Raw genomic sequence first — 22,274 nt, 5'->3', positions numbered from 1 at the left:
CATCCTATGCAGTTCTTGGGCATTTGACATCCATAATTGCAACTAACCAAGGATAAACTGCTTATCACGCAAAAAAAACCGGCAGCCTCTCGGCATGCCGGAACGATTAAACAATATCAATTCTTTTCGCCCTCGTAAGGCAAACTCGGATACGATCCAAGCAATCGCACCTGACAGCCGAGCGCCTCGATCTCGGCCAGCGCTCCCGGTAATAACACCGAGTCGAGCGTGTACGCGATATCGATATAGAAATAATAGGTTCCAAGCTTCTTCTTCGTCGGACGGGATTCGATCTTGGACAGGTTGATTCGGCGCCACGCGAACGCGGACAACACTTGATGAAGCAGACCGGGATAATCCTCGGGCAGCGTAATCAGAACGCTCGTCTTCGTCGATGTCGCCTTTTGATTCTCGTAGGGGGTATTACCGACAAGCAGAAAACGTGTGTAATTGTTGTCGTGGTCGGTTACGCCGGATTCGAGCACGTCGAGTTTCATATCCGCCGCCGCTAGACGAGTACCGAGCGCCACCCAGCCTTTTGCAGGATTGGCTTTGACCGTTCTGACGGCTTCGCTGGTGCTGCTCAGCGTCTCAAGCTCCGCATGCGGCAGCTTAGCGCGTATGAACTGCAGGCATTGCGCCATGGCGACAGGATGGCTCATGACCTTCACAATTTTGCTGGGGTCCCACTGACCGTTCTCGCCAGCAAGTTCGGATGCCGATCCGATCAAATTCTGGATAGAAGGGTACACCCATTCCGCCCGAATCGGCAAGTCCACTTCATGAACGAGCCAATCGGTATGCAGATTGACGGAACCGTCAATCGTATTCTCGATCGGGATAACGCTCCAATCTGTGTTTCCGTTAGCGGTCGATTGGAATACGTCCGCGATCATTTTGCAATATACAAACTCCACGTCTTCGTCACGGAACAGATAACGAACCGCTTCGTCCGAAACCGTACCTTGTGGCAATAGGGCTACCGATTTGCGCTTACTCATACGTTGACCTCCGCTTCGGCGAATTGCAGCAATTGTCGGGACGATAACGCGAACTCCGGCTCGTTCTCCCCGATAAACCGCACTTGCGGTCCATGCAGGCAAATCTCCAGCCAGCGAATCGAGACTTCAATTCCTTCGGCGGACATAACCTTGTTCACGAACGCTTCCAATTTGCCACTACCGGCTTGTTTAGATTTGGATAGGAACAACAGCGTAGGACCCGCGCCCGATAACACCGCGCCAAGCGCTCCGTGCTCCGTCGCCTCCCTTAGAATCGTCTCCATTCCGGGAACGAGCGCCGCGCGATATGGCTGGTGAAGCCGGTCTCTCATTGAGTGTGAAAGCAGATCAAGACGGCCGGAAGCCAGCGCGGCGGTTAACAAAGAGCTATGGGTTACGTTAAACACCGCGTCCTTCATCGAGATTTGCTCCGGAAGTACGTTGCGCGCCTTTTTGGTCGACAATTCAAATTGAGGGATCGCCACCATCACACTCATGTCCTTAGGCGGTTCGATCCGAACATATTCCGCTCTCTTGCCATCCCATGCAGCGACGACGATTCCCCCGAATAGCGAGGCGCCAACGTTATCCGGATGATTCTCCAGCGCCGTCGCCATCTGAAACAGTTCGTCATCCGACAGCGCATTACCGGTTAACGCGTTCGCAGCCGCCAACGCCCCGACAATTGCCGAAGCGCTGCTGCCGAGTCCCCTCGTTAACGGGATATCGCTGCGTATGCCAATATCGAGCTCGGGAATCTCGACGCCCGCTTTCCGGAACACCGATTGCGCGACCTCGTACACCAGATTCGTTTTGTCCGTAGCTACACCTTCCAGATGGTCTCCCACCAGCGTAATTCGGGTTTCCTGGGAGGGTGCCATGCTAACCCATGCGAATAACGATAAGGCCATTCCTAGCGAATCGAATCCCGGGCCAAGATTGGCCGTGCTGGCCGGCACCTTCACGATGACGCGGCCGATCGCGGGTTTTGCTTCTGTTATGATTTGCTCAAGCATATTAAAGCTCCTTTAATGACGAGTGAAAAAGGAATTATCAGCCTTCTACGCGATAGACGCTTTTGACTTTCCTGACTGCGGACGAGCTTTCGAACGCCTTCAGAACGTTGTTCATCGCCGCTTTGCTGGCTTGATGGGTAATGATAATAATCTCCGTGCTCGACTGATTCGGCGTCGAAGGCTGCATGACCGATTCGATGCTGACTTCGCAATCGGAGAACACCTGGGCGATCTGCGCAAGAACGCCCGCGCGGTCTTCGACGTGCAGCAACAAAAAGAACTTCGAAGCGATCTGTTCGTCCGTCTTCAGTTTCGTTACATTGTACGAAAGCTGCGATTGGCGTCCGTTCACGCCGAGCTTCATATTTTTGACAACGGCGACCAAGTCGGCCACGACGGACGTTGCCGTCGGAAGCTCTCCCGCTCCGGCGCCATAGAACATCGTCTCTCCGACCGCTTCGCCGTGAACGTATACAGCATTAAACACGCCGTTGACGGAAGCGATCGGATGGCTCGTTTTGACCATGGTCGGCTCAACGCTCACGCTGATGAGATCGTCCTGGCGCTCCGCGATGCCAAGCAGCTTGACTTCGTATCCGAGTCGCTTGGCATATTGGATATCCTCTTGGGAAACGGCGCTGATTCCTTTAACCTTGACGTGCTCCAAAGCGACGTCGGTTCTAAATCCGAGCGTGGACAGAATCGTCATTTTGCGGGCGGCATCGAGTCCTTCGACGTCGGACGTTGGATCGGCTTCCGCGTATCCGAGTGTTTGAGCTTCTTTGAGCACGTCCGCGTAGGCCACGCCCTCCTGGCTCATTTTCGTTAAAATATAATTGGTCGTCCCGTTGACGATGCCCATAATTTTCGTGATCCGATCGGAAGAAAATCCTTCGATCAATGTGCGGATAATCGGAATCCCGCCTGCTACGCTCGCTTCGTACAAAACGTCGCAGCCTTTGTCGCGAGCTTTCTCGAGAATTTCCCGTCCATGAAGCGCCATCAGATCTTTATTGGCCGTTACAATGTGCTTGCCCCGTTCAAGAGCTTCCAAAATATAATCTTTGGTCAGTTCGATGCCGCCCATGACTTCGACGATGACGTCGATGTCGGGATTGCGAACGATCTCCCACGGATCCTCCGTCAATTTGGAAGCATCGATCGGAATATTGCGGCTTTTGCTGCGATCTTTCACCAGAATTTGCGAGATCGAAATCGGCGAACCTACTTGATTGGAGAGATCGTCCTGATGGCCTTCGACAAGTCTTACGACTCCCGTTCCAACCGTGCCCAATCCAAGCAACCCTATTTTTATCGGCTTCATCACTATTCCTCCGCTTTCAGCTGTCATCATGCTCACTCTATTAACATTAACTGCGACCGACAACGCTTACCTTCTTGACTCCGTCAAGCGAACGAAGCGTGCCAAGTAGTTCGGGCAGCGCGCCATTGATCGGCGAAATATCGATGGAAACCACAACGTTAGCCATTCCCTGAAGCGGGATCGACTGAGATATCGTAAGCACGTTGCCTTCGCTTGCCGCGAGCACGCCGAGAACTTTGGACAATACGCCCGAGCGATGTTCCAAATCCATCGCCAAAGTCGCGATCGACTCCCGGGAAGCTTGCTCAAGCGCATATACGCCGTCTTTGTATTTGTAATAAGCGCTGCGGCTAAGCCCTACGCGTTCTGCGGCTTCGTGAATCGTGGCCGCTTCTCCGCGCCGCAACAGTTCTTTGGCTTGCTCCGTCTTCAGAATGCCATCCGGCAGCAAGTCCTCGCGGACGACATAATAACGTTCTGTCATGATGCGTCCTCCCAGAAAAGACGAATGTTTGTATATAGAGGACATTATATCGAATAGAGACGTCCCCGGCAATAGGTAATCTGCACCCGTGAAGAACAACTGCATAGAAAAAAGCCGTCTCGGAGAGCTTATTACGCTCCCGCGAGACGGCTTTTTCCTTTAATCGCTACGATCGTTACTCGTCTTCGTACAAATAATCGTCAGTGCCGCCTTCGAAAAATTCGAATTCGAACTTCCCGATTCGGATCGTGTTGCCATCCTTCGCACCGCGCTTGCGAAGCGCATCATCGATGCCAAGGCCGCGCAAGATGCGTCCGAAACGCATAACGGCTTCATAGGAGTTGAATTGCGTTCGTCTCATTAACTTCTCGATGCCTTCGCTTTCGATCACGAACACTTCGTTGTCCCTCGAGATCGTAAATTCGATATCACCGGAAGGCTCGTAGCGATATACGACGCCTTCTTCCGCTTTGGCGGTTTGCTCGTTCTCTTCCTGCTCGGAAAGCTCCGGCAGCGAATCGAGCAGATCCGCGACGCGGTAGAGCATTTCCTTCACGCCTTGTTTCGTAAGGGAAGAGATCGGCATAATGACGATATCCGGACGAGTCTCCCCGACTTTCTCCTTGAATACGGCCAAGTTCTCCTCGGATTCCGGCATATCCATTTTATTAGCCGCGACAATCTGCGGACGATCCGCGAGCTTAGCATTATAAAGTCTCAGCTCATCGTTGATCTTGACCCAATCTTCGAACGGGTCGCGACCCTCCATTCCGGACATGTCCACGACATGGACGATGACGCGTGTGCGTTCGACATGGCGCAAAAATTCGTGACCCAAGCCGATTCCCGTATGCGCGCCTTCAATCAGCCCCGGGAGATCGGCCATGACGAAGCTGCGCTCGTCGCCCAGATCCACAACACCCAGATTCGGCGTGATCGTCGTGAAGTGGTACGCGCCGATCTTAGGCTGAGCCGCCGATACGACGGACAGCAAAGTCGATTTGCCGACGCTCGGAAAACCGACCAAACCGACGTCGGCCATCACCTTCAACTCCAGGGTGACCCAACGCTCTTGCCCTTCTTCGCCGTTTTCCGCGATGGCGGGAGCGGTATTGACCGAGCTTTTGAAGCGAATATTGCCTCGTCCGCCCCGTCCGCCTTTCGCCACAATCACTTCCTGACCGTGCCGGGTCAAATCCGCCACCAATTCTCCCGTATCGTCGTCCATCACGATCGTTCCCGGAGGAACGCGGACGACCATGTGCTCGGCATTCGCTCCATGCTGCGATTTATTGCGGCCCTTCTCGCCCCTCGTCGCCTTAAAATGCTTCTGATAGCGGAAATCCATCAGCGTGCGCAAGCCTTCGTCCACTCTGAAAATAACGTGCCCGCCGTTGCCGCCGTCACCGCCGGCCGGACCGCCTTCCGGAACATATAATTCCCTGCGGAAAGCGACGAGCCCGTCGCCGCCGTCGCCGCCCTTCACGAAAATCTTCGCTTTATCCACAAACATGTTGTATTCACTCCATTATGCCGGCAGAGGAAAATGGATCACCATTGTCCGCGCTTGCTGAGAATGTTCTGCAGGCTCTATTCCCTGGTCCAAATGACCGATTCCGTCCAAGATTTGCTTCAACTCTTCGATTACGCTGTCTGCAGCTGCGAGTTCGCCGTCGTAGTCCATCACGATTTTAAGATGGCTGTCGCCATAGGACAGAAAGAGTTTAAGAACGTTCTCGCCATGGAGCGGAAGCGTCGCCCGAAACCGGAAGACGTTGATGAGCCCGATGATCTTGCCGCAGAGCCGGGTCGCGTCGATCGGCAGCTTATCTAATTGAAGTCCATCCTGAATGTCCGCTTCCAATCGCATCGTATCGCACACCGTGCGAAAAGACAGCAAGAAAACGGCCAGCTCCGGTATGCCTAACTGCGATATTTTGCTATCCTGTTCCATTCGCATTCTTATTCTGTCCACGACATCGACTGCTTTATCGAACTTGTTCAGCCTTAAATAGCCGTACAAAATTTGCAATTCATTCATCCAATCGTGCCGATGATGGCTTAACGTTCGGAGTGTCGATAGTTGCGACAACTCGCTGAGTCGGCCGCATCGCTCCCGATGCTTGCGTCTTTGCCATGCACTCATGAAAAGGATGACCGCGAACGTCCAAATAACGAATACGATTAACGTCCACCATGAACGATGCCAGATCCATACTGCCGCGACAGGCAACGCCAACGATATCGGGGCCGCCCATTCCCATAATGTTATTCTCCTAAACATCATGCGATATCTCCCGTTTCGTAATTCCTTCCTTGCTAAAGTCCGGAAGCCATTCACTTGTCCAGTATAACACGGCTCGTTCAGCTTCACCATGAATCACGACCGCAAGCGCCCCGTTTACGCAAAAACCCCGACCAACTTGTTTTGGCCGGGGTTCTGGATGCCCTATTAAACTTCAAGCGCGGCAGCTACCGGAGCTTGCGCTTCAGGATAGACGCTGACTTTCTTGCGATCGCGTCCCAGACGCTCGAACTTCACGACGCCCGGTACGAGCGCGAACAACGTGTCGTCCTTGCCGATGCCGACGTTCGTGCCCGGATGAATCTTCGTGCCGCGTTGACGGTACAAGATGCTTCCGGCCGTTACGACTTGGCCGTCCGCTCTCTTCGCGCCAAGGCGCTTGGAGTGGCTGTCCCGTCCGTTCTTCGTCGATCCGACCCCTTTTTTCGAGGCGAATAACTGAAGGTCTAACTTCAACATGGTGTCAACCTCCTTTTTTCTCAAAAGTTTCTTTTATGGTCACGTACTTGCCGTAAGATTCCACGATGGATTCGAGAGCGGCGACCATTCCCTCCAACAAAAGTTGGACTTGATCGTTCCGCAGGGGATCCGCGCTAAGCGGAGCTTCCGCCTTGAGCAGGCCCGATTTCGATACCGCATGAGGGACCAGGCCCGTCAGCTTCTCGATCGCGTTAACCGCTCCTATGGCGACGGCCGATACTCCGGCGCAGACGATGTCTTTGCCAGGATCGTTGTAAAAAGCGTGCCCCGTTACGGTAAACCGTATAATAGCCCTCTTGTCATTGCGCACGATCGTAATCGCGATCATCTCGGCGCCTCTCTTATGCCTTAATGTTCTCGATCGTCACTTTCGTGTACGGTTGACGATGGCCTTGCTTGCGTTTGTAGTTCTTCTTAGGCTTGTACTTGAAGACGATGATTTTCTCGCCTTTCACTTGTTGCTCGACTTTGCCCGTTACGGACGCGCCGGACACGATCGGGGATCCCGTCGTCAGGCTTCCGTCTTTGGAGACGGCAAGTACACGGTCAAACGTAATACTTTCGCCTGCGTTAGCGGAGAGCTTCTCAACGAAGATCACGTCGCCTGCTTGGACTTTGTATTGTTTGCCGCCAGTTTCAATAATCGCGTACATCTGGTGCACCTCCTCATGTCTAAGACTCGCCTCTTGGGGTGTCGGATGCCGTAGCGTAATGCCGCCAGAGCAGCGCCGATCTTATCGACCCGGTGGAGCGCGGTTGTAGCCTGCAAATCATCAGATTGCACGCACTATAGGATTTTATCACATCAATCGCGTCAATTCAACACAAATGATTAACGAATATAAATTTTCCCTCTTCCTTTACAAGAAGCGCAAGTTTCGTAGAAAAAGTTCATCGCGTTTTCTCTCGCTTTCTTGCGCGTGATTTCCATCAATCCGAGCCGAGTCCAGCCGACGACTTGGCATTTGGTGCGGTCCCGCTTGATTCTCATCTCCAATTGAAGTTCGATTTGCTGGCGATGATCCTCCGTTTCCATATCGATAAAATCGATAATGATAATGCCCCCGACGTCGCGCAAACGAATCAGTCTGGCTACCTCGTCCGCGGCTTCCTTATTCGTCTGGAACACCGTTTCCTCGAGATCCACCGAGCCGGTATACTTGCCCGTATTCACGTCGATGACCGTTAAGGCTTCCGTCTGCTCCCAGACGAGATAACCGCCGCTCGGCAGCCAGATTCTGGATTGAAAGGCTTTGTCAATCTGCTCCTTGATCCCGAACTTCTCGAATAAAGGGGGTTGCTCCAAATAGAGCTGCACCTTACCCTCCAATGCCGGGGCGACCTGGCGCAAGTAGGCTTTGACCTCCAGCAGGCTGGCTTCGTCGTCGACGATCAACTGTTCCGTATCGGGCGTGATCACGTCCCGGACCAGACGTCCGACAAGACCGATGTCGCGATGGAGCTCGGATGGCGCTGCTGCCTGTTCGCTGCGTTCCAAGATGCTCCGCCAAACGCGACGCAAGTGGTTCAGGTCCTCCTCCAACGCCTCGCGGCTTTCACCATCGGCGTTCGTCCTGAGGATGATGCCTTCCCCTTCCGCCCGGATCGATTCGGCAAGGCCCTTTAATCTGCCGCGTTCCGATTCGTGCTCTATTTTCTTGGATATGCCTATGTAATCCGCATCCGGCATATACACGAGCCACCTGCCCGGTATCGAGAAATGGGTCGTGACGCGGGCTCCTTTGCCGCCCAAAGGTTCTTTCATAATCTGGACGAGTAATTCGTCCCCTGGCTTCAACAGATCGTTAATAGCGGGTTTCTCCTTCGGTTGCTTGTCCAGATGAGGATGAAGAACGTCATCTACGTATAGAAATGCGTTCTTCTGCAAACCGATATCGACGAACGCGGCCTGCATGCCGGGCAACACGTTCACGACTCGTCCTTTGTAGAGATTGCCGATCAACGAAACGCCTTCCGTCCGTTCCACGCCGAATTCGGCCAGGATGCCATTCTCCAATAGAGCCGATTGGGTAACATTATGCGAATAGTGAAGAAACAGTTGCTTCATGTAAACCTCCGCGAACGGAAAATGATGATGTCTATTTTACATGAAAAACTTCAAATCCGCATTCCCCGACGACAATCGGCCGAGAAATCCGTCGATTACCGTCTTCTCGGGGACGACTCTAGCGATTTTCCCCTGCTTCATGACATAAATGAGATGATATTGTTCCTTCATGAACAGCTTGATGATCAGCAGCAGCGGCCTGTCGTCAGAGATAACGATCGGCTGTGAGAGCTTGCCCCGATCCATCTGCTTCTCCGCCCTTTCGCTCCGATGCACGAGAAAACGCAAGAAAACGAATGGAATGTTACGATAATAAGTCCAATTCGTTGCGCATAAAAAGAGACCAACCGCTAATAAGTTCAAATGCAGCAGGCCGCCGTTCGCGAGCGGGTACAAAGAAAATCCGACGATGAGGACGCTAAAGACCAAGCTGATCTTCGCATTCCATAACAACGTCCGGTGATAGGGAACCTGAATGCTGATCCATGCCTGCATGATCCGCCCCCCGTCTAACGGGAGAACGGGCAATAAATTAAAAAGGCCGATCAGCGCGTTGGCACGCACGAAATCGTCCGACCAGCCTTGATCGATCCAGCCCAAGTGTCCGAACAAATATCCGATCCCCGCCAGAACGACGTTCTGGGCCGGTCCGGCGAGCGCAACCCATAGCTCTTCCCTCGCGGGCACGATCCCCGCTTCCTCCACTTCCAAGACGCCGCCGAACGGAAGCAGTTTAATTTCCTTCACTGTCCATCCGAAACGCAGAGCGGCGGCTAGATGCCCCAATTCGTGCCATAGCACGATCAAGAACAACGTCACTAGTTCCGCAAAGTGGCCTGTCGCGATCGAGGCAATCATGACAAGCACGAACAGCGGATGAAGACGAAAGGCCATTCCCCGCCATTTAATCAAAGGAGACCACTTCCGCGGGATTGATCGTGCTTCCGTTCCGCTGTACGGCAAAATAGAGAACCCCTTCAGACAGTACGTCCTTGGACCTGTCCAATTGACCAAGCTGTTGCCCGATCTCTACCCAATCGTTCGGTTTAACGGACGATTTACCTAAGCCTCCGTATACCGAAAGAACCCGGTTAGGGTGCTGTACGATAATCGTCACGCCGCCGTCCGGATCTTGCGTCACTTGTTGAACTCTTCCTTTATAGATCGCACTGATCCCGCTTCCCCCGGGCGCGGACAGCTTAATACCGGTGCCGTTCTCCGCATAGCTTTGAACGATCTTTCCTCGAACGGGGACCGCGGTCTCCGATGGAGAAAGCGAAGCCGAGACTAACCGGGTATCCGGTTCGCGGCGGTTAAACGAAAAAAAAGCGGGATTTCCTCCGAACGTATCGCCGTACCAGGCTTCGATCGCTTGAAAATCCATATCCTGAGTGACCGACCGAACCATCCAGAGGCGGGCTTGCGCGCTACCGGGCAACTCTAGCTTCAGCCACCCCCACATTCCCGCAAGCATCAGCGCGGCCAGGACGAATCGCAGAGTCAGTCCGTGGACAAACCGATGCTGATTAAAGCCACCCGTCGATTGATTCGATCGGGAAGACGTGGGAGGAATTCCTTTTAAACCTTGCCAGCCGGGTGTCTCTCCCGCCTTGAGTCGCTTCTCACGTTCCTTCCACCAAAGTTCGGGATCCGACTCTCTAAGTGAATTCGATTCGAATTCCAATCGTTGCGAAGGATAGCGCAAATTGTCCGGCGGCGATGGCGTACGCGGTGCGATCGATTCAACTCGGGAAGTCTCGGCGGCAGGAAGGGAAGGCTCCTCGTCCTTCAACAAGTGCAGCCTCGGTTCTTCCCCGATCGTATCGGGAACGTTATTCCGTTCCACAGATTGTTGCCCGATGAGCTGCGCGATCCTCTCCCGCCTGCGTTCACGAACGTTATTTCGAATTTGCATCGCAAGCCCTCCTTGTCCGCTTTCTCCTACTACCTTATGGCGGACAAGCGGAGATTAGACCATGCCGCAGGATGGCAATGCCAGAGGCTCCGCCGGCGTCGGCGTAATCACGACATTGTTCGATTATTTCGAGCAACCCCCAGGGTTTGGCCGGGTGCGCGGCGAGTAGTTCGATTATTTCGAGCAACCCCCAGGGTTTGGCCGGGTGCGCGGCGAGTAGCTCGATTATTTCGAGCAACTCCCAGGGTTTGGCCGGGTGCGCGGCGAGTAGTTCGATTATTTCGAGCAACCCCCAGGGTTTGGCCGGGTGCGCGGCGAGTAGCTCGATTATTTCGAGCAACCCCCAGGGTTTGGCCGGGTGCGCGGCGAGTAGCTCGATTATTTCGAGCAACTTTCAGAGTTTGGTATAATGCGGTGCGCACAAATAAAAAAGCCGTTCCATTCCAATACACATCGGAAAAAGAACGGCTCTTTTAATCGGAAACCTCAGTTGGTATGTTAATCGATCTGATATTTATCTTGATGCGCCCGGATGCTGAAGATGAGCCCGATCGACATCATATTCAGCAGCAACGAAGTTCCTCCATAGCTGATGAACGGAAGCGTGATGCCGGTGATCGGCATGACTCCGAGCATCATCCCGATGTTCTGGAAGATCTGGAACACCATCATCGATGCGATTCCGATAATGATATACGATCCGCGCAAATCCAAACACTGGTAGGCGATCAAAATCATTCGGTAGATAAAGAGAAAGTACAAGAGCAGCAGCAAAGCCGCTCCTTGGAAACCGAATTCCTCGCCGACAACGACAAAGATGGAATCCGAGTACGTATAAGGGATGAACTTGCGTTTCTTGGATTCCCCTTGCAAATAGCCGTCGCCCGACAGTCCTCCGGATCCGATGGCGATTTGAGCGTATTCTGATTGCCTGCGCGCGTCCGCGGAGGCTTCTTCTGGATGAATGTACGTATTGATCCGTTCGTACCAATGACCGAGCTTGTGGCTGTTCAAATAGGATTCGATTTCCGAGTTGTACGTATTGAACAACGTCACGAACAGCAGCATACCGCCTATGACGGCAGTTAAGCCGATCATGACGTACGAATAGCGAACATTGCCAATCCAGAGCATTCCCAAGACGATGAAAATATAGATCATCGCGTTGCCCAAATCGGGCTGTAGCATGACAAGCATAAACGGTACGAAAGAAAATGCCACCACGATCATGACGTCGCTCCGCATTCGAAGCGGATCGCCCTTCCGTCTCCCCATAAGCGCAGCGATGGCAATGATCAGGAATAGCTTCATGACCTCCGCTGGCTGAAAAGAAAAATCGCCGAACTCGAACCAGCTTCGGGCGCCGTTTTTCTTTTCGACAATAACAAAGATGAGCATCAATAATATAATTCCGATCCCATACCACGCGTACCATACTTTCAAAATTAACCGGTAATCCACCAACGTCGCCAGGATTACGACGCCGAATCCGATTCCATAGAAAATAAGAGTCTTAATGTCGAGATTGGGATAGGCCGGATTGTTGTAAGTTGCGCTTCTCACTAGAATGGTGCTAATCCCCATGAACGCCACGAGGATGGTCAGCATCATCCAGTCTATCTTCTTCAATCGGTTAAGCAAGTCCGATCATCCCATTCCGAAGAACTTCTTGACTTTACTAAACATGCCTGATTTCTCGTCCAATTGCGATAAGGGAACCGTTTCTCCCAAAATACGGCGGGCAATGTTACGATAAGCGATGGCCGCCCGCGAATTGACGTTCATGACCGTCGGCTCTCCTGAATTCGCTGCTTTGATGACGAATTCGTCGTCCGGCACGATCCCGATCAGATCAATGGCGAGCACTTGGCAGATGTCATCGATCTCAAGCATCTCTCCGGATTTGACCATAGTCGGCCGAATACGGTTAATAATGAGTTTCGGAGAAGGAAAATTGTTTTTCTCAAGCAGTCCGATCACTCTGTCGGCGTCGCGAACGGCGGCGTTCTCCGGCGTCGTAACGATGATCGCCTGGGAAGCGCCGGCGATCGCGTTGCGAAAGCCTTGTTCGATTCCGGCAGGGCAGTCGATAATAATGTAATCGAAGTCCGGCTTGAGGCTTTCGATAATTTGGCGCACTTGTTCCGGCGAAATGTCGTTCTTGTCTTTCGTCTGGGCGGCCGGAAGCATGTAGAGCTCTTCAAAGCGCTTGTCCTTGATCAATGCTTGCCCGACCCTGCAGCGGTCTTCCGCGACGTCGATAATATCATAGACGATGCGGTTCTCGAGCCCCATGACGACGTCGAGGTTTCTAAGCCCGATATCGGTATCCACTAAACATACTTTTTGTCCCATCATCGCCAGAGCCGTTCCCAAATTGGCCGATGTCGTCGTTTTGCCGACCCCGCCTTTCCCCGAAGTGACAACGATCGCTTCTCCCATGATTCTACACTCCTTTGAACAGCATGACTTCTTTGCGCTGCCGGCTGAGACTCGTCAGCTTGTCGATCGACATCGTCCCTTCACGTAGAAATGCGTATTCCATCCAAGGTTCCGAGGATGTCCATTCGTCCGGCGGGCGGCTAATGACGTCGGCGATCCGCAGTTGGGTCGGCCTCATTAAAGATGCTACTATGATCGCATCCGAATTGCCATCTTTCCCGGCGTGTACCGTCCCTCTTAGCGCCCCCATCACGTAAACGTTACCGCTGCATCGGATTGTTCCCCCAGGGTTCACATCCCCCAGAAGAATCAGATCTCCGTCGTATTCCAACGTTTGTCCGGATCTGACGATACCAACTATCTTATGCAAAGTCGGCGCGGAAGCAAGGTCCGGGGCCTCTTCCTTAGGGTCGCTCTCGATCGACTGAATCAGCAAATTACCTTGTCTGCGGAAAACCGCGCGAATTCTCTCTTTGTCTTCCTCTTCCAGTTGCCTGGAGCCCAGCTTAATGAAAATATGCACAATAGGACCGTTGAATTGCTGTCCATGCTTGTCTAGCTTCTCATTCAAATCGTCGAGAAGATGGACGAAATCGACTTGGTCGTCCAGCAGAAAAACGAGGCCTTCTTTAATGCCCTTGATTGTAATGGTTGATTTGCTCGCCACGGTGTCCGCTCCTCCCTACGCTATTGAAATTCTGCTTCGCCAAGCGGAATTCCTGCCTGTTAGGTCAAACCGCGCTTACTCCGGGCTTTCGTCGCCCGAAGATACAGCTGGCTTTACCAGATATCGGCGAACTGGAACGTACATAACGAGCGCAACGAGCAGTTGAAGCAGCGCCGTAGGCGCCACCTGCCAATAGAAAACGAAGGAATATACGAGATCCGTAATCCGGAACAGCTTGTAAATGCAATACACGATCGAATCCAGCATTATACCGAAGACGATTACCGCCCAGGAGAATACGACGATCGTGAAGTTTCTGTAACCTGCGAGCAAACCGGCTGCATAGCCGATTAACCCCATCCCGAATCCGTAAGGGCCGATCAAATGGCCGTAAGATAACAAGTCCTGAAGCAAGCCAAAACCAAGCCCGAACAAAAAAGCGGTGTGACGTCCGGCATACCCGGCCACGAAAATTGTAAGAATGAAGTTCAAGTGCGGAAGCAGTCGATCGCTCCACGCCGGAGGGACGAGCCAGGGCACGATTGAATTTTCGAGGATGAGCAATACCAGCCCCAGCAGAATCACCCAATTGGTGCGCATTTTCACGGCTCATCCACCTCGGGAACGACAATGACGAACACTTCCCTGAGATGGTCGAATTTCGCGGCCGGTTCGATCGTTGCCGTATACGTCAATCCGAAGTCCCCGACCTGGCTATTCTTGACCGTCCCAATGATGACTCCCTTAGGGAATAAGCTGCTCAAGCCGGACGTAACGACTTTGTCTCCTTCGGCAGGCTTGTCTTTCTCATCGATCTTCGACATCTGCAGCGTTCTCGTTTCCGCATCGTATTCTATAATTCCGAAAGAATCAGGCTTGCTAAGGAATGATGCAGACACCGGGGTGCCTTTCGAAGTGTTGGCATCCAAACTCGTAACCAAAGTAACGGTAGAAGTGAAATTTTTCACCTTGCTGACGAGTCCGATCAGTCCGTCCACCGTGCTGATGGCCATGCCCGGCTTGACGCCGTTTTTGCTGCCGCGGTTAATCGTGATCGTCTTCTCGTATGGGTTGGAAGTACTCCCGATGACCTGCGCGATCAGGTAACGGTAGTTATCCATGTTTTTCTGATGTTCCGTGAAATCCAGCGCTTCTTGCAGCCGCTTGTTATTCGTCTCCAGTTCGTTGAATCTGATCTGGTCCTGCGTATATTGGGCGACCGTCATGCGAAGCTGCTCGTTTTCTTTGTAGACATCGGAAAGCCGGCCGAGATCGCGGAAGAAATCCGCGACCGCTCCGACCGGCCGGTACAATACTCCTTGCACAGTCCCGAAAGCGTCGTTAATGAATTTTTCCGGCCAGGTCAATCGCGTCCGGCCTAACGTAAATCCCATGAGCGCGATAAACACGATCAGCCCGATCATGAGAATAAACAAACGCTTATTACGCATTAAACGAAAGATCGCGCTCACCAACTTTCCCGTCCTGAATAATTATCGGCTGGATCGGGAGCCGCCTTTGGTTTTGAAAAGATGAATATTATCGAGCGCGCGGCCCGTTCCGATCGCCACGCAATCGAGCGGGTTATCGGCTACCAATACAGGCATGCCGGTCTCGCGTGCAAGCATCTTGTCCAAATTTCGAAGCAGCGCTCCGCCTCCGGTAAGTACGATTCCGCGATCCATAATGTCCGCGGAGAGCTCGGGAGGACATCTCTCGAGTGTCGCTTTAACGGCTTCAATGATCGAATTGACCGTATCGGACAGAGCCTCCGTGATTTCATCGGACGTAATCGCCAGCGTCTTGGGCAATCCGGTCACGAGATCCCGTCCACGAATTTCGATCGATTCGACCCGCTCCAACGGCATGGCCGATCCGATCTCCATCTTGAGCTGCTCGGACGTCCTTTCACCGATCATCAGATTGTACAGCCGTTTAATATAAGAGATAATCGCATCGTCCATCTCATCGCCCGCGATGCGGATCGATTTGCTGGTCACGATGCCGCCGAGCGAGATGACCGCGACTTCCGTCGTGCCGCCGCCGATGTCGACGACCATGCTTCCCGTCGGTTCCCATACCGGCAGATCGGCGCCGATCGCCGCGGCGAACGGCTCTTCGATAATATAGGCTTCGCGCGCCCCGGCTTGTTTCGTGGCGTCTTCCACCGCTCTTTTCTCAACGGCGGTAATTCCCGACGGCACGCAGACCATGACGTCCGGGTGGCGAGGGAACATCGCCCGAGGCTTCTGGGCCAGACGGATAAAATATTTGATCATTGTCGCCGTCGTTTCGAAGTCCGCGATTACCCCGTCCTTCATCGGACGAATGGCTACGATGTTACCCGGCGTACGTCCGATCATTTTCTTGGCGTCGGAACCGACCGCTTCGATTTTCTTTGTATCGGTACGCAGAGCGACCACGGACGGTTCTCTGACGACAATTCCTTTTCCCTTCATGTAAACGAGCGTATTTGCGGTTCCAAGGTCGATTCCCAAATCCCGCGTAAATCCTCCAACCATGTTAGTTACCTCCTGCTTTAACCGCGACTGCTATGTTGACGCCTCAGGATGCGTGTCAGTCGTCGGGGACAATCTTGTTTATTATATTATAAGCAACCCATCTCCTTCAAACTAATAAAGCGATTGTCACCGATTACCAAATGATCGAGCAATTCGATTCCGATCAATTGTCCGGCTTCCCCCAATCGCTTGGTTAGTTGAAGATCCTCCGAGCTCGGAGTCGGATCCCCGCTAGGGTGATTATGCGCGCAGAGAATCGCGGCGCTGCTGCGCCGTATAGCCGCCCGGAACACTTCTCTCGGATGGACGATGGAAGCGTTCAGGCTGCCGATCGATAACGTCTGTCGACCGATCACCTGGTTTTTGGTGTTTAGAAATAGGCAAACGAAATGCTCTTCGCGGCGATGTCTCAGCTCTTCCATTAGAAGATCCGCCGCATCCTGCGGGCAGGAAATCTTGATCATCTCCGGAAGCTTGGAACGCGCAACCCTGCGTCCGAGCTCGATCGAGGCCTGCAGTTGCAGCGCCTTCGCCGGGCCGATACCGCGGATCGACGTCCATTCTTCCCAATTGCTCTCCGCCAGTCTGCGCAAGCCCCCGCTTTCGTTCAAAATGCGCTGGGCCAAATGCACGGCGGATTCGTTAGATGAGCCCGTACGAAGTAAAATCGCCAGCAGCTCCGCGTGGCTGAGAGCCTCCGCCCCGTATTGCTGCATGCGTTCCCGCGGCCTTTCCTCGAAAGGAATTTCGCGTATGCGAAAAGATCTCTGCTCCACGGCGTTAACCTGCCTTCGATAGCCGCGTCGGCCGCGGGATTGGCTTTAACGTTCAGGGTACGGTAATCTCGAATTGTTCCAACAGAACGGCCAGGAGCGACACGGGAAGACCGACTACGTTAAAATAGTCTCCCTCGATAGATTCGACCAGCAAGGCTCCGACTTCCTGAATGCCGTACGCCCCTGCCTTGTCCATCGGCTCTCCCGTTGCCACGTATCGAGCAATCTGATCGTCCGTCAACGTTCTCATCCGGACTTTCGTCACGCGATGGGAAGTTACGGTTCTGCCGTCGGACACCTTTACGCAGGATACGCCCGTATAAACCTCGTGCGTTTTTCCCGAAAGCTGCCTCAGCATATGTACGGCTTCCAGCTCGTCCTTAGGTTTGCCCATCGCGATTCCGTTCAACACGACGATCGTATCGCTGCCTATTACAATAGACGATTCATCCGATGGTTCGGTTAGTTCTTTTTTTACGGCGAGCGCCTTCCGCAACGAAAGTTCCTCGACGATCTGTCCGGGAGACCACTCCTCGGGCGTATCCTCCGCGGCGCCGCTCGGCATGACCCGCACGGGAAGACCAAGCAAAGAAATCAATTCTTGCCGGCGAGGTGAAGCGGAGGCTAGCACAAGCCGCGGCTTAGCCGGAATAGCAGAAGACATCTTCAGACTCTTCCTTTCGCATTACATTTTACGGTAGAGCCATATCGCGACGATCGCCCCGATTACGCTCAGCAAACTTAATCGAATATCGATGACGAAGCTGTATCTGATGACCGACAAATCCGCCGCCGGCGACCAGTTCACTTCGAGGGCACGGGTCAAAAAGGCGAGGCCCGGAACTTCTCGAAGCCAATTCGCGACTAATGCGCCGGCAATCAGCCCAAGAAAGATAAACAAGAGTAAAATCCATCCGTTTTTCTTCATTTTTCCCCGTCTCCCACCATTTTTTGACACCCATTCTTTCATTATACGTTGCCTTAACAAGACGCACAATGTGTAAAGCGAAAGACAGCCTGAGCGATGCAGGCTGTCCCATACTAAAGTCCCGATATGCGATGTCGCTCCACGATCTCGCGGCTTAGGATCCGAGCTCGGCACGGATATGACGGTCTGTCAGGAGCGCCTTCATCGCGTCGGACTGGATGCTCCACAGAAGCTTCCTCGTTGGCTTTTCGTTATAATCCGCAACCGAAGCAAGGGCGGAATTCAGCGCTTGTACGACAATGCCGGCGTTTTCCGATCTCCCACTCCCCATCTTGTCCGCGGCCCCCGATATCTTCGACCACGCCTGAGCGATATCTTGCAAAGATGCCATATCCTCCTTGCCGAACTTCCGGACCTGATCTTCTTGGATTCCCGCCCCGGACATCAGAACGAGCTTCCGAATCAAATCCGCGCTTGCGTTCATGAATTTCGCTCCTTCCCGCGAAAGCGCGTCCGTCGAGACGGCAAGCGCCTCCTGTTTCTCGGCTTTAACATAGATGTCCATCCCTGGCATGACGGCGGCTAGCAGCTCCGCATCGCTTCTTGTCGTCGCCGCGCCAGCGTATACGCGATATCCGTCGCTGACATCGGTCGCGGCCGAAATTCCTTTATCCCGCAATTGCCGAGCCGCCGTCTCCATGCTTTCCTTGCTTTTGAAGACGCCGAATTGCAGCAAGTAATAATTGGATCCCGCAACTTCGACGACCGGTACGGAAGCCGTTTGCGCGGATGGCGGCGTAACGCCGGCGGTATTGGAACTCCCCGCTTTGGCAGAATTCTGCGAAGACGCGGGGGAGGTATTCGTCTTGGACGGTTTCTCCATCGTCGCTTGAACGGGGAGCATCGTATCCGTTTTACCTGGAAACAGCGGTGCCCCGGTAAACAAGCTCAACACCATATATCCGAACAGGATTCCGGTCCCGATCGCCGCGGCCACGGATAGAATCACTCGCCCCCAAGACGGTCCGGTCTCTTTCACCGGCTCCAGCGTTCCCAGATGCGAATACCAACCGCCCTCCCTCAGGTCTTCCGAGTCTTTCGGAATTCGCGCGGCATCGCTGACGACGATCTCGTCATATTGAGCTTCTTCTTTAACTTCGCGAACGATGATCGGCTGTCTATGGTGATCGGTATCCGTTCTTCGGATAATCTCTTCCAAAGCATGAATATCGTCTTGATAGGGACTGTTCCATGAGGTGAATCCCATTCTCGCCTCTTTGTTAACCAGCGCAGGCTTCTCATCCGGCTCTATGAGCTCGATAATCGGTTGCCGAACGGCATGCCGCTCTCCGGAAGCCGAAGGCTGTTTCGGTTTGGCGGGCGGCTCGAAACGAATCGTCATTCTGGCGTTGGATGGCATGCGGCGTCTCCCCTTGTCCCTCAATCTAGTAATTTACAATATGAGAGACAAGAGACAAATATGAACGATAACAAAAAACCTCCGCCAATCGCAATTGGCAGAGGTACGGTAATGAGAAACTTTATTGTTCATTCTCGCGTTCGCGAAGCAATCGAGAGAGCTCGACTGCCGTTTTCCAAATGTCACCCGCACCCATGGTCAGCACGAGATCTCCCGGGGCGACCCGTTGCGTGAGCAAGTCGCGCACTTCTTCCTTCGTCGGAATGTACGACACGTTCGGATTACTGTTCTGAGAAATCAGTTCCACGAGTCTGCGGGAATCGATGCCTTCGATTCTCTGCTCGCCCGCCGGCGAGTAAATATCGGTGATCATGACCTCGTCCGCGTCGGAGAAAGCCCGGCTGAAAGCATCCAGCAAAAAATACGTTCTCGTATAGCGCTGGGGCTGGAATACTGCGATAATCCGCTTTCCTGTCGCTTTCGCGGCTTGAATCGTAGCTTGAATCTCCGTCGGATGATGGGCGTAATCGTCGACCACCAGCATGTCCTTCACTTCGCCAAGCACTTGAAACCGCCGCTTGGCACCGCGAAATTCGCGGATCGCTTCCACGATCGACGCGAATGGAATCCCCGCCTCGAGACAGACGATCGTCGTAGCGAGCGCGTTGTACATGTTATGCTTGCCTGGAACCGACAATTCGACTTGACCTAACACGTCATTCCGGTGACTGACCGTAAAGGACACGCAGCGGTCCCCAAGCTCGATGTTCGTCGCCGTATATTCGGCGTCATCCGATTCCATGCCGAAAGTAATTATTCGCTTATCTTGAACTTGAGGGAGCAGCTCGCGGACGTTCTCATCGTCGATGCATACGACGGCGCAGCCATCCGGCCGAATATTCCGAAGGAACGATACATAAGCCGCCTTCAGCTTGCCGAAGTCCCCGTCGTAATTCTCAAGATGATCGGCTTCGATGTTCGTGACGACCCCGATGGCGGACTCATACTGAAGGAAAGAACCATCGCTCTCATCAGCTTCCGCTACGACGAATTTGCCGTTACCCGCCTTCGCGTTCGTACCGACGTTGACGATCTCTCCGCCGATAATGTAAGTCGGATCGAGTCCGCAATTTTCCATAACAAGAGCAATCATCGACGATGTTGTCGTTTTGCCGTGCGCACCGGCTACGGCGACGCCCGTCCGGTCGTTAAGAAGACGAGCAAGCATTTGGGCCCGGTGAAGAACGGGTATGTTCAATTGTTCAGCTTCTTGCCGTTCGACGTTATCTTTGGATAGCGCCGTCGAATAAACGACTAGATCGGCCCCCCGGACATGCTCCGGTTCGTGGCCGATATAGATTTGAGCTCCTTTGGCCGCCAGTTTGTCGGTCAATTCCTGGCGCGCCACATCGGATCCGGACACTTGGTATCCCATCTCCAGCATGACCCGGGCGATGGCGCTCATGCCATAGCCTCCGATACCGATAAAATGTACGTGCTCAGCGGTCCGCAACAACGCTTCACCAGCCTTTTTCAGATTTCTTTCCATGAATCAGCCACGAACGGACGTCCGCAATCAAATACAACGTTCCGGTGATCACGTTTAGCGTATTTTCGTTGCCGTCGGACGAAGCCGAAGCTTCGGTCAGCAATTCCAGGGCACGGCGCCAATCCGGCTCTACGATCACTTTTTGCGGTCCGTTCAACTCCGATCGCAGCCCTTCGGCGACGGCAGCCAGATCGACCGCGTTCATTTTCTTATGAAAATCGGGTTCCGTGATCACAAGCGTATCCACCATTGGTAGTATATGCCGCAAAGAATGCTCATGATTCTTATTCGGCATCATCGCCATCATCACATTTAACCGATCGAAACGGTACACAGTCCGGAGGGCCCGGCTGAGTGCCTCCATGCCTTCCGGGTTGTGCGCGCCGTCGAGCAAAATTCTCGGATCGTCTGATACCATCTCGAGCCTTCCTGGCCAAGACGTTTCGCGCAATCCGGTCTCCAGATGCTCGTCGTCCACAATTACCGCATAATACTGCCTAAGCACTTCCAAAGCCATCACGGCCGTCGCCGCGTTCTCGATCTGATGCTCTCCGTTCATGGTTAACGTTAACGATTGTATAGCACGGAATTGGCTTTGAAAAGAAAACTTTTGCTCATTTTCGGCGACGCTTAACGTCTCATAAGAGTATTCGTCTCCAAGGCGGTAGACCGTGGCCTGCTTGGCGCGTGCCGTCTCCTCGACGACAGCGACGACTTCGGGCTGGGAGACAGCCGTCACGACGGGAACGCCGGGCTTGATGATTCCCGCCTTTTCCCGGGCAATATCCGTAAGCGTCGGACCGAGCACGTCCATATGGTCATGGCCGACGTTCGTAATGACGCTGACGATCGGCGTCACGATATTCGTCACGTCCAAGCGTCCTCCTAGTCCCGTTTCCCATACGACGTAATCGGGGAAAGCAACCGTACCGTAGTAGAGCAAGGCAAGCGCCGTCGTAACTTCGAACATCGTCGCAGACCCGAACTCGCTGGCCTCCAATTCTTCCGCGGCAGGCTTCAGCAAGTTCGCGAGACGTACCAGAACGTCGTCTTCAATATCCTGTCCGTTGTACTGCAGCCGATTGGAATACGAGGTGAGATAAGGAGACGTGAACGTCCCCACGTCATAACCGCTCCGAAGCAGAACGCTTGTTAAATACGCACACACAGAACCTTTACCGTTAGTACCAGCCACATGAATGAATTTCAGCCTCCGCTCAGGGTGATTAAACCTTTCCATGAGCAGTTGTATTCGTTCCATTCCCGGTCTTATGCCGAAAGAAGTCAGACTGGTAATCCAGGCCATCGCTTCTTCCGCCGTCCGAAAAGCGGACGCCGCCGAGAGATTATCGTTCGTCATTTAGCCGTTCAACCTCC

The 22,274-nt window shown here is 53.4% G+C and carries 25 protein-coding genes; all 25 read right to left on the bottom strand.

Annotated elements, in window-relative coordinates:
* Window positions 1-116 precede the first annotated feature (116 nt).
* Window positions 117-1,001, bottom strand: a complete 885-nt coding sequence (gene pheA / locus FPZ45_RS00235; protein WP_144697045.1) for a prephenate dehydratase — start codon at window positions 999-1,001, stop codon at window positions 117-119.
* Window positions 998-2,017, bottom strand: a complete 1,020-nt coding sequence (gene thrB, locus FPZ45_RS00230; RefSeq protein ID WP_144697042.1) for a homoserine kinase — start codon at window positions 2,015-2,017, stop codon at window positions 998-1,000. Before thrB ends, pheA begins: the two co-directional genes overlap by 4 nt.
* A gap of 37 nt (window positions 2,018-2,054) precedes the next feature.
* Window positions 2,055-3,341 carry a homoserine dehydrogenase gene (locus FPZ45_RS00225; RefSeq protein ID WP_144697038.1) on the bottom strand — a complete coding sequence of 429 codons (1,287 nt, stop codon included), beginning with the start codon at window positions 3,339-3,341 and terminating at the stop codon, window positions 2,055-2,057.
* Window positions 3,342-3,387: 46 nt separating this feature from the next.
* Complete coding sequence (locus tag FPZ45_RS00220) at window positions 3,388-3,825, bottom strand: ACT domain-containing protein (RefSeq protein WP_144697035.1); 438 nt, start codon at window positions 3,823-3,825, stop codon at window positions 3,388-3,390.
* Window positions 3,826-4,000: 175 nt separating this feature from the next.
* Window positions 4,001-5,338, bottom strand: a complete 1,338-nt coding sequence (gene obgE / locus FPZ45_RS00215; RefSeq protein WP_144697032.1) for a GTPase ObgE — start codon at window positions 5,336-5,338, stop codon at window positions 4,001-4,003.
* 15 nt (window positions 5,339-5,353) lie between these two features.
* On the bottom strand, window positions 5,354-6,112 hold the full coding sequence (locus FPZ45_RS00210) for a Spo0B domain-containing protein (protein ID WP_246120262.1): 759 nt from the start codon (window positions 6,110-6,112) through the stop codon (window positions 5,354-5,356).
* Between the two features lie 165 nt (window positions 6,113-6,277).
* Window positions 6,278-6,589 carry a 50S ribosomal protein L27 gene (rpmA, locus tag FPZ45_RS00205; RefSeq protein ID WP_144697029.1) on the bottom strand — a complete coding sequence of 104 codons (312 nt, stop codon included), beginning with the start codon at window positions 6,587-6,589 and terminating at the stop codon, window positions 6,278-6,280.
* Window positions 6,590-6,593: 4 nt separating this feature from the next.
* On the bottom strand, window positions 6,594-6,938 hold the full coding sequence (locus tag FPZ45_RS00200; protein WP_144697026.1) for a ribosomal-processing cysteine protease Prp: 345 nt from the start codon (window positions 6,936-6,938) through the stop codon (window positions 6,594-6,596).
* Between the two features lie 13 nt (window positions 6,939-6,951).
* Entirely contained in the window at window positions 6,952-7,263 is a 312-nt protein-coding gene (rplU, locus tag FPZ45_RS00195; protein ID WP_144697023.1) for a 50S ribosomal protein L21, read from the bottom strand.
* Between the two features lie 179 nt (window positions 7,264-7,442).
* A complete protein-coding gene (locus tag FPZ45_RS00190) occupies window positions 7,443-8,678 on the bottom strand; it encodes an Rne/Rng family ribonuclease (RefSeq protein WP_144697020.1) in 1,236 nt (411 codons plus the stop codon).
* Window positions 8,679-8,714: 36 nt separating this feature from the next.
* Window positions 8,715-9,590 (bottom strand): M50 family metallopeptidase, encoded by an 876-nt coding sequence (locus FPZ45_RS00185; protein WP_144697017.1) that lies wholly within the window; start codon window positions 9,588-9,590, stop codon window positions 8,715-8,717.
* A complete protein-coding gene (locus FPZ45_RS00180; protein ID WP_144697014.1) occupies window positions 9,583-10,593 on the bottom strand; it encodes a M23 family metallopeptidase in 1,011 nt (336 codons plus the stop codon). Before FPZ45_RS00180 ends, FPZ45_RS00185 begins: the two co-directional genes overlap by 8 nt.
* 34 nt (window positions 10,594-10,627) lie before the next feature.
* A complete protein-coding gene (locus FPZ45_RS00175; RefSeq protein WP_144697011.1) occupies window positions 10,628-10,933 on the bottom strand; it encodes a hypothetical protein in 306 nt (101 codons plus the stop codon).
* 158 nt (window positions 10,934-11,091) lie between these two features.
* On the bottom strand, window positions 11,092-12,234 hold the full coding sequence (locus FPZ45_RS00170; protein WP_144697008.1) for an FtsW/RodA/SpoVE family cell cycle protein: 1,143 nt from the start codon (window positions 12,232-12,234) through the stop codon (window positions 11,092-11,094).
* A 6-nt stretch (window positions 12,235-12,240) separates the two neighbouring features.
* Window positions 12,241-13,035, bottom strand: coding sequence for a septum site-determining protein MinD (minD, locus tag FPZ45_RS00165; RefSeq protein WP_144697005.1), 795 nt, complete (start codon window positions 13,033-13,035; stop codon window positions 12,241-12,243).
* Window positions 13,036-13,039: 4 nt separating this feature from the next.
* Window positions 13,040-13,702 (bottom strand): septum site-determining protein MinC, encoded by a 663-nt coding sequence (minC, locus tag FPZ45_RS00160; protein ID WP_144697002.1) that lies wholly within the window; start codon window positions 13,700-13,702, stop codon window positions 13,040-13,042.
* Between the two features lie 75 nt (window positions 13,703-13,777).
* A complete protein-coding gene (mreD, locus tag FPZ45_RS00155) occupies window positions 13,778-14,302 on the bottom strand; it encodes a rod shape-determining protein MreD (RefSeq protein WP_246120297.1) in 525 nt (174 codons plus the stop codon).
* A gap of 2 nt (window positions 14,303-14,304) precedes the next feature.
* Window positions 14,305-15,174 carry a rod shape-determining protein MreC gene (mreC, locus tag FPZ45_RS00150; protein WP_246120261.1) on the bottom strand — a complete coding sequence of 290 codons (870 nt, stop codon included), beginning with the start codon at window positions 15,172-15,174 and terminating at the stop codon, window positions 14,305-14,307.
* A 21-nt stretch (window positions 15,175-15,195) separates the two neighbouring features.
* Entirely contained in the window at window positions 15,196-16,224 is a 1,029-nt protein-coding gene (locus tag FPZ45_RS00145) for a rod shape-determining protein (protein ID WP_144696996.1), read from the bottom strand.
* 86 nt (window positions 16,225-16,310) lie between these two features.
* The gene (gene radC, locus FPZ45_RS00140; protein WP_144696993.1) at window positions 16,311-17,000 is read right to left on the bottom strand and encodes a RadC family protein; all 690 of its coding nucleotides are present in this window, start codon (window positions 16,998-17,000) and stop codon (window positions 16,311-16,313) included.
* A gap of 52 nt (window positions 17,001-17,052) precedes the next feature.
* On the bottom strand, window positions 17,053-17,664 hold the full coding sequence (locus tag FPZ45_RS00135) for a Maf family protein (protein ID WP_144696990.1): 612 nt from the start codon (window positions 17,662-17,664) through the stop codon (window positions 17,053-17,055).
* Window positions 17,665-17,685: 21 nt separating this feature from the next.
* The gene (locus tag FPZ45_RS00130) at window positions 17,686-17,928 is read right to left on the bottom strand and encodes a DUF4321 domain-containing protein (protein ID WP_144696987.1); all 243 of its coding nucleotides are present in this window, start codon (window positions 17,926-17,928) and stop codon (window positions 17,686-17,688) included.
* 154 nt (window positions 17,929-18,082) lie between these two features.
* On the bottom strand, window positions 18,083-19,348 hold the full coding sequence (locus FPZ45_RS00125; protein ID WP_144696983.1) for an SPOR domain-containing protein: 1,266 nt from the start codon (window positions 19,346-19,348) through the stop codon (window positions 18,083-18,085).
* Window positions 19,349-19,469: 121 nt separating this feature from the next.
* The gene (gene murC, locus FPZ45_RS00120; protein WP_425456926.1) at window positions 19,470-20,897 is read right to left on the bottom strand and encodes a UDP-N-acetylmuramate--L-alanine ligase; all 1,428 of its coding nucleotides are present in this window, start codon (window positions 20,895-20,897) and stop codon (window positions 19,470-19,472) included.
* Entirely contained in the window at window positions 20,869-22,257 is a 1,389-nt protein-coding gene (locus FPZ45_RS00115; protein ID WP_144696980.1) for a bifunctional folylpolyglutamate synthase/dihydrofolate synthase, read from the bottom strand. Before FPZ45_RS00115 ends, murC begins: the two co-directional genes overlap by 29 nt.
* Between the last annotated feature and the right edge of the window lie 17 nt (window positions 22,258-22,274).

The sequence above is a fragment of the Cohnella terricola genome, assembly GCF_007786475.1.
GTDB lineage: Bacteria > Bacillota > Bacilli > Paenibacillales > Paenibacillaceae > Cohnella > Cohnella terricola.
The sequence above is the reverse complement of the archived record's forward strand: the minus strand, read 5'-3'. Positions and strand labels throughout refer to the sequence as shown.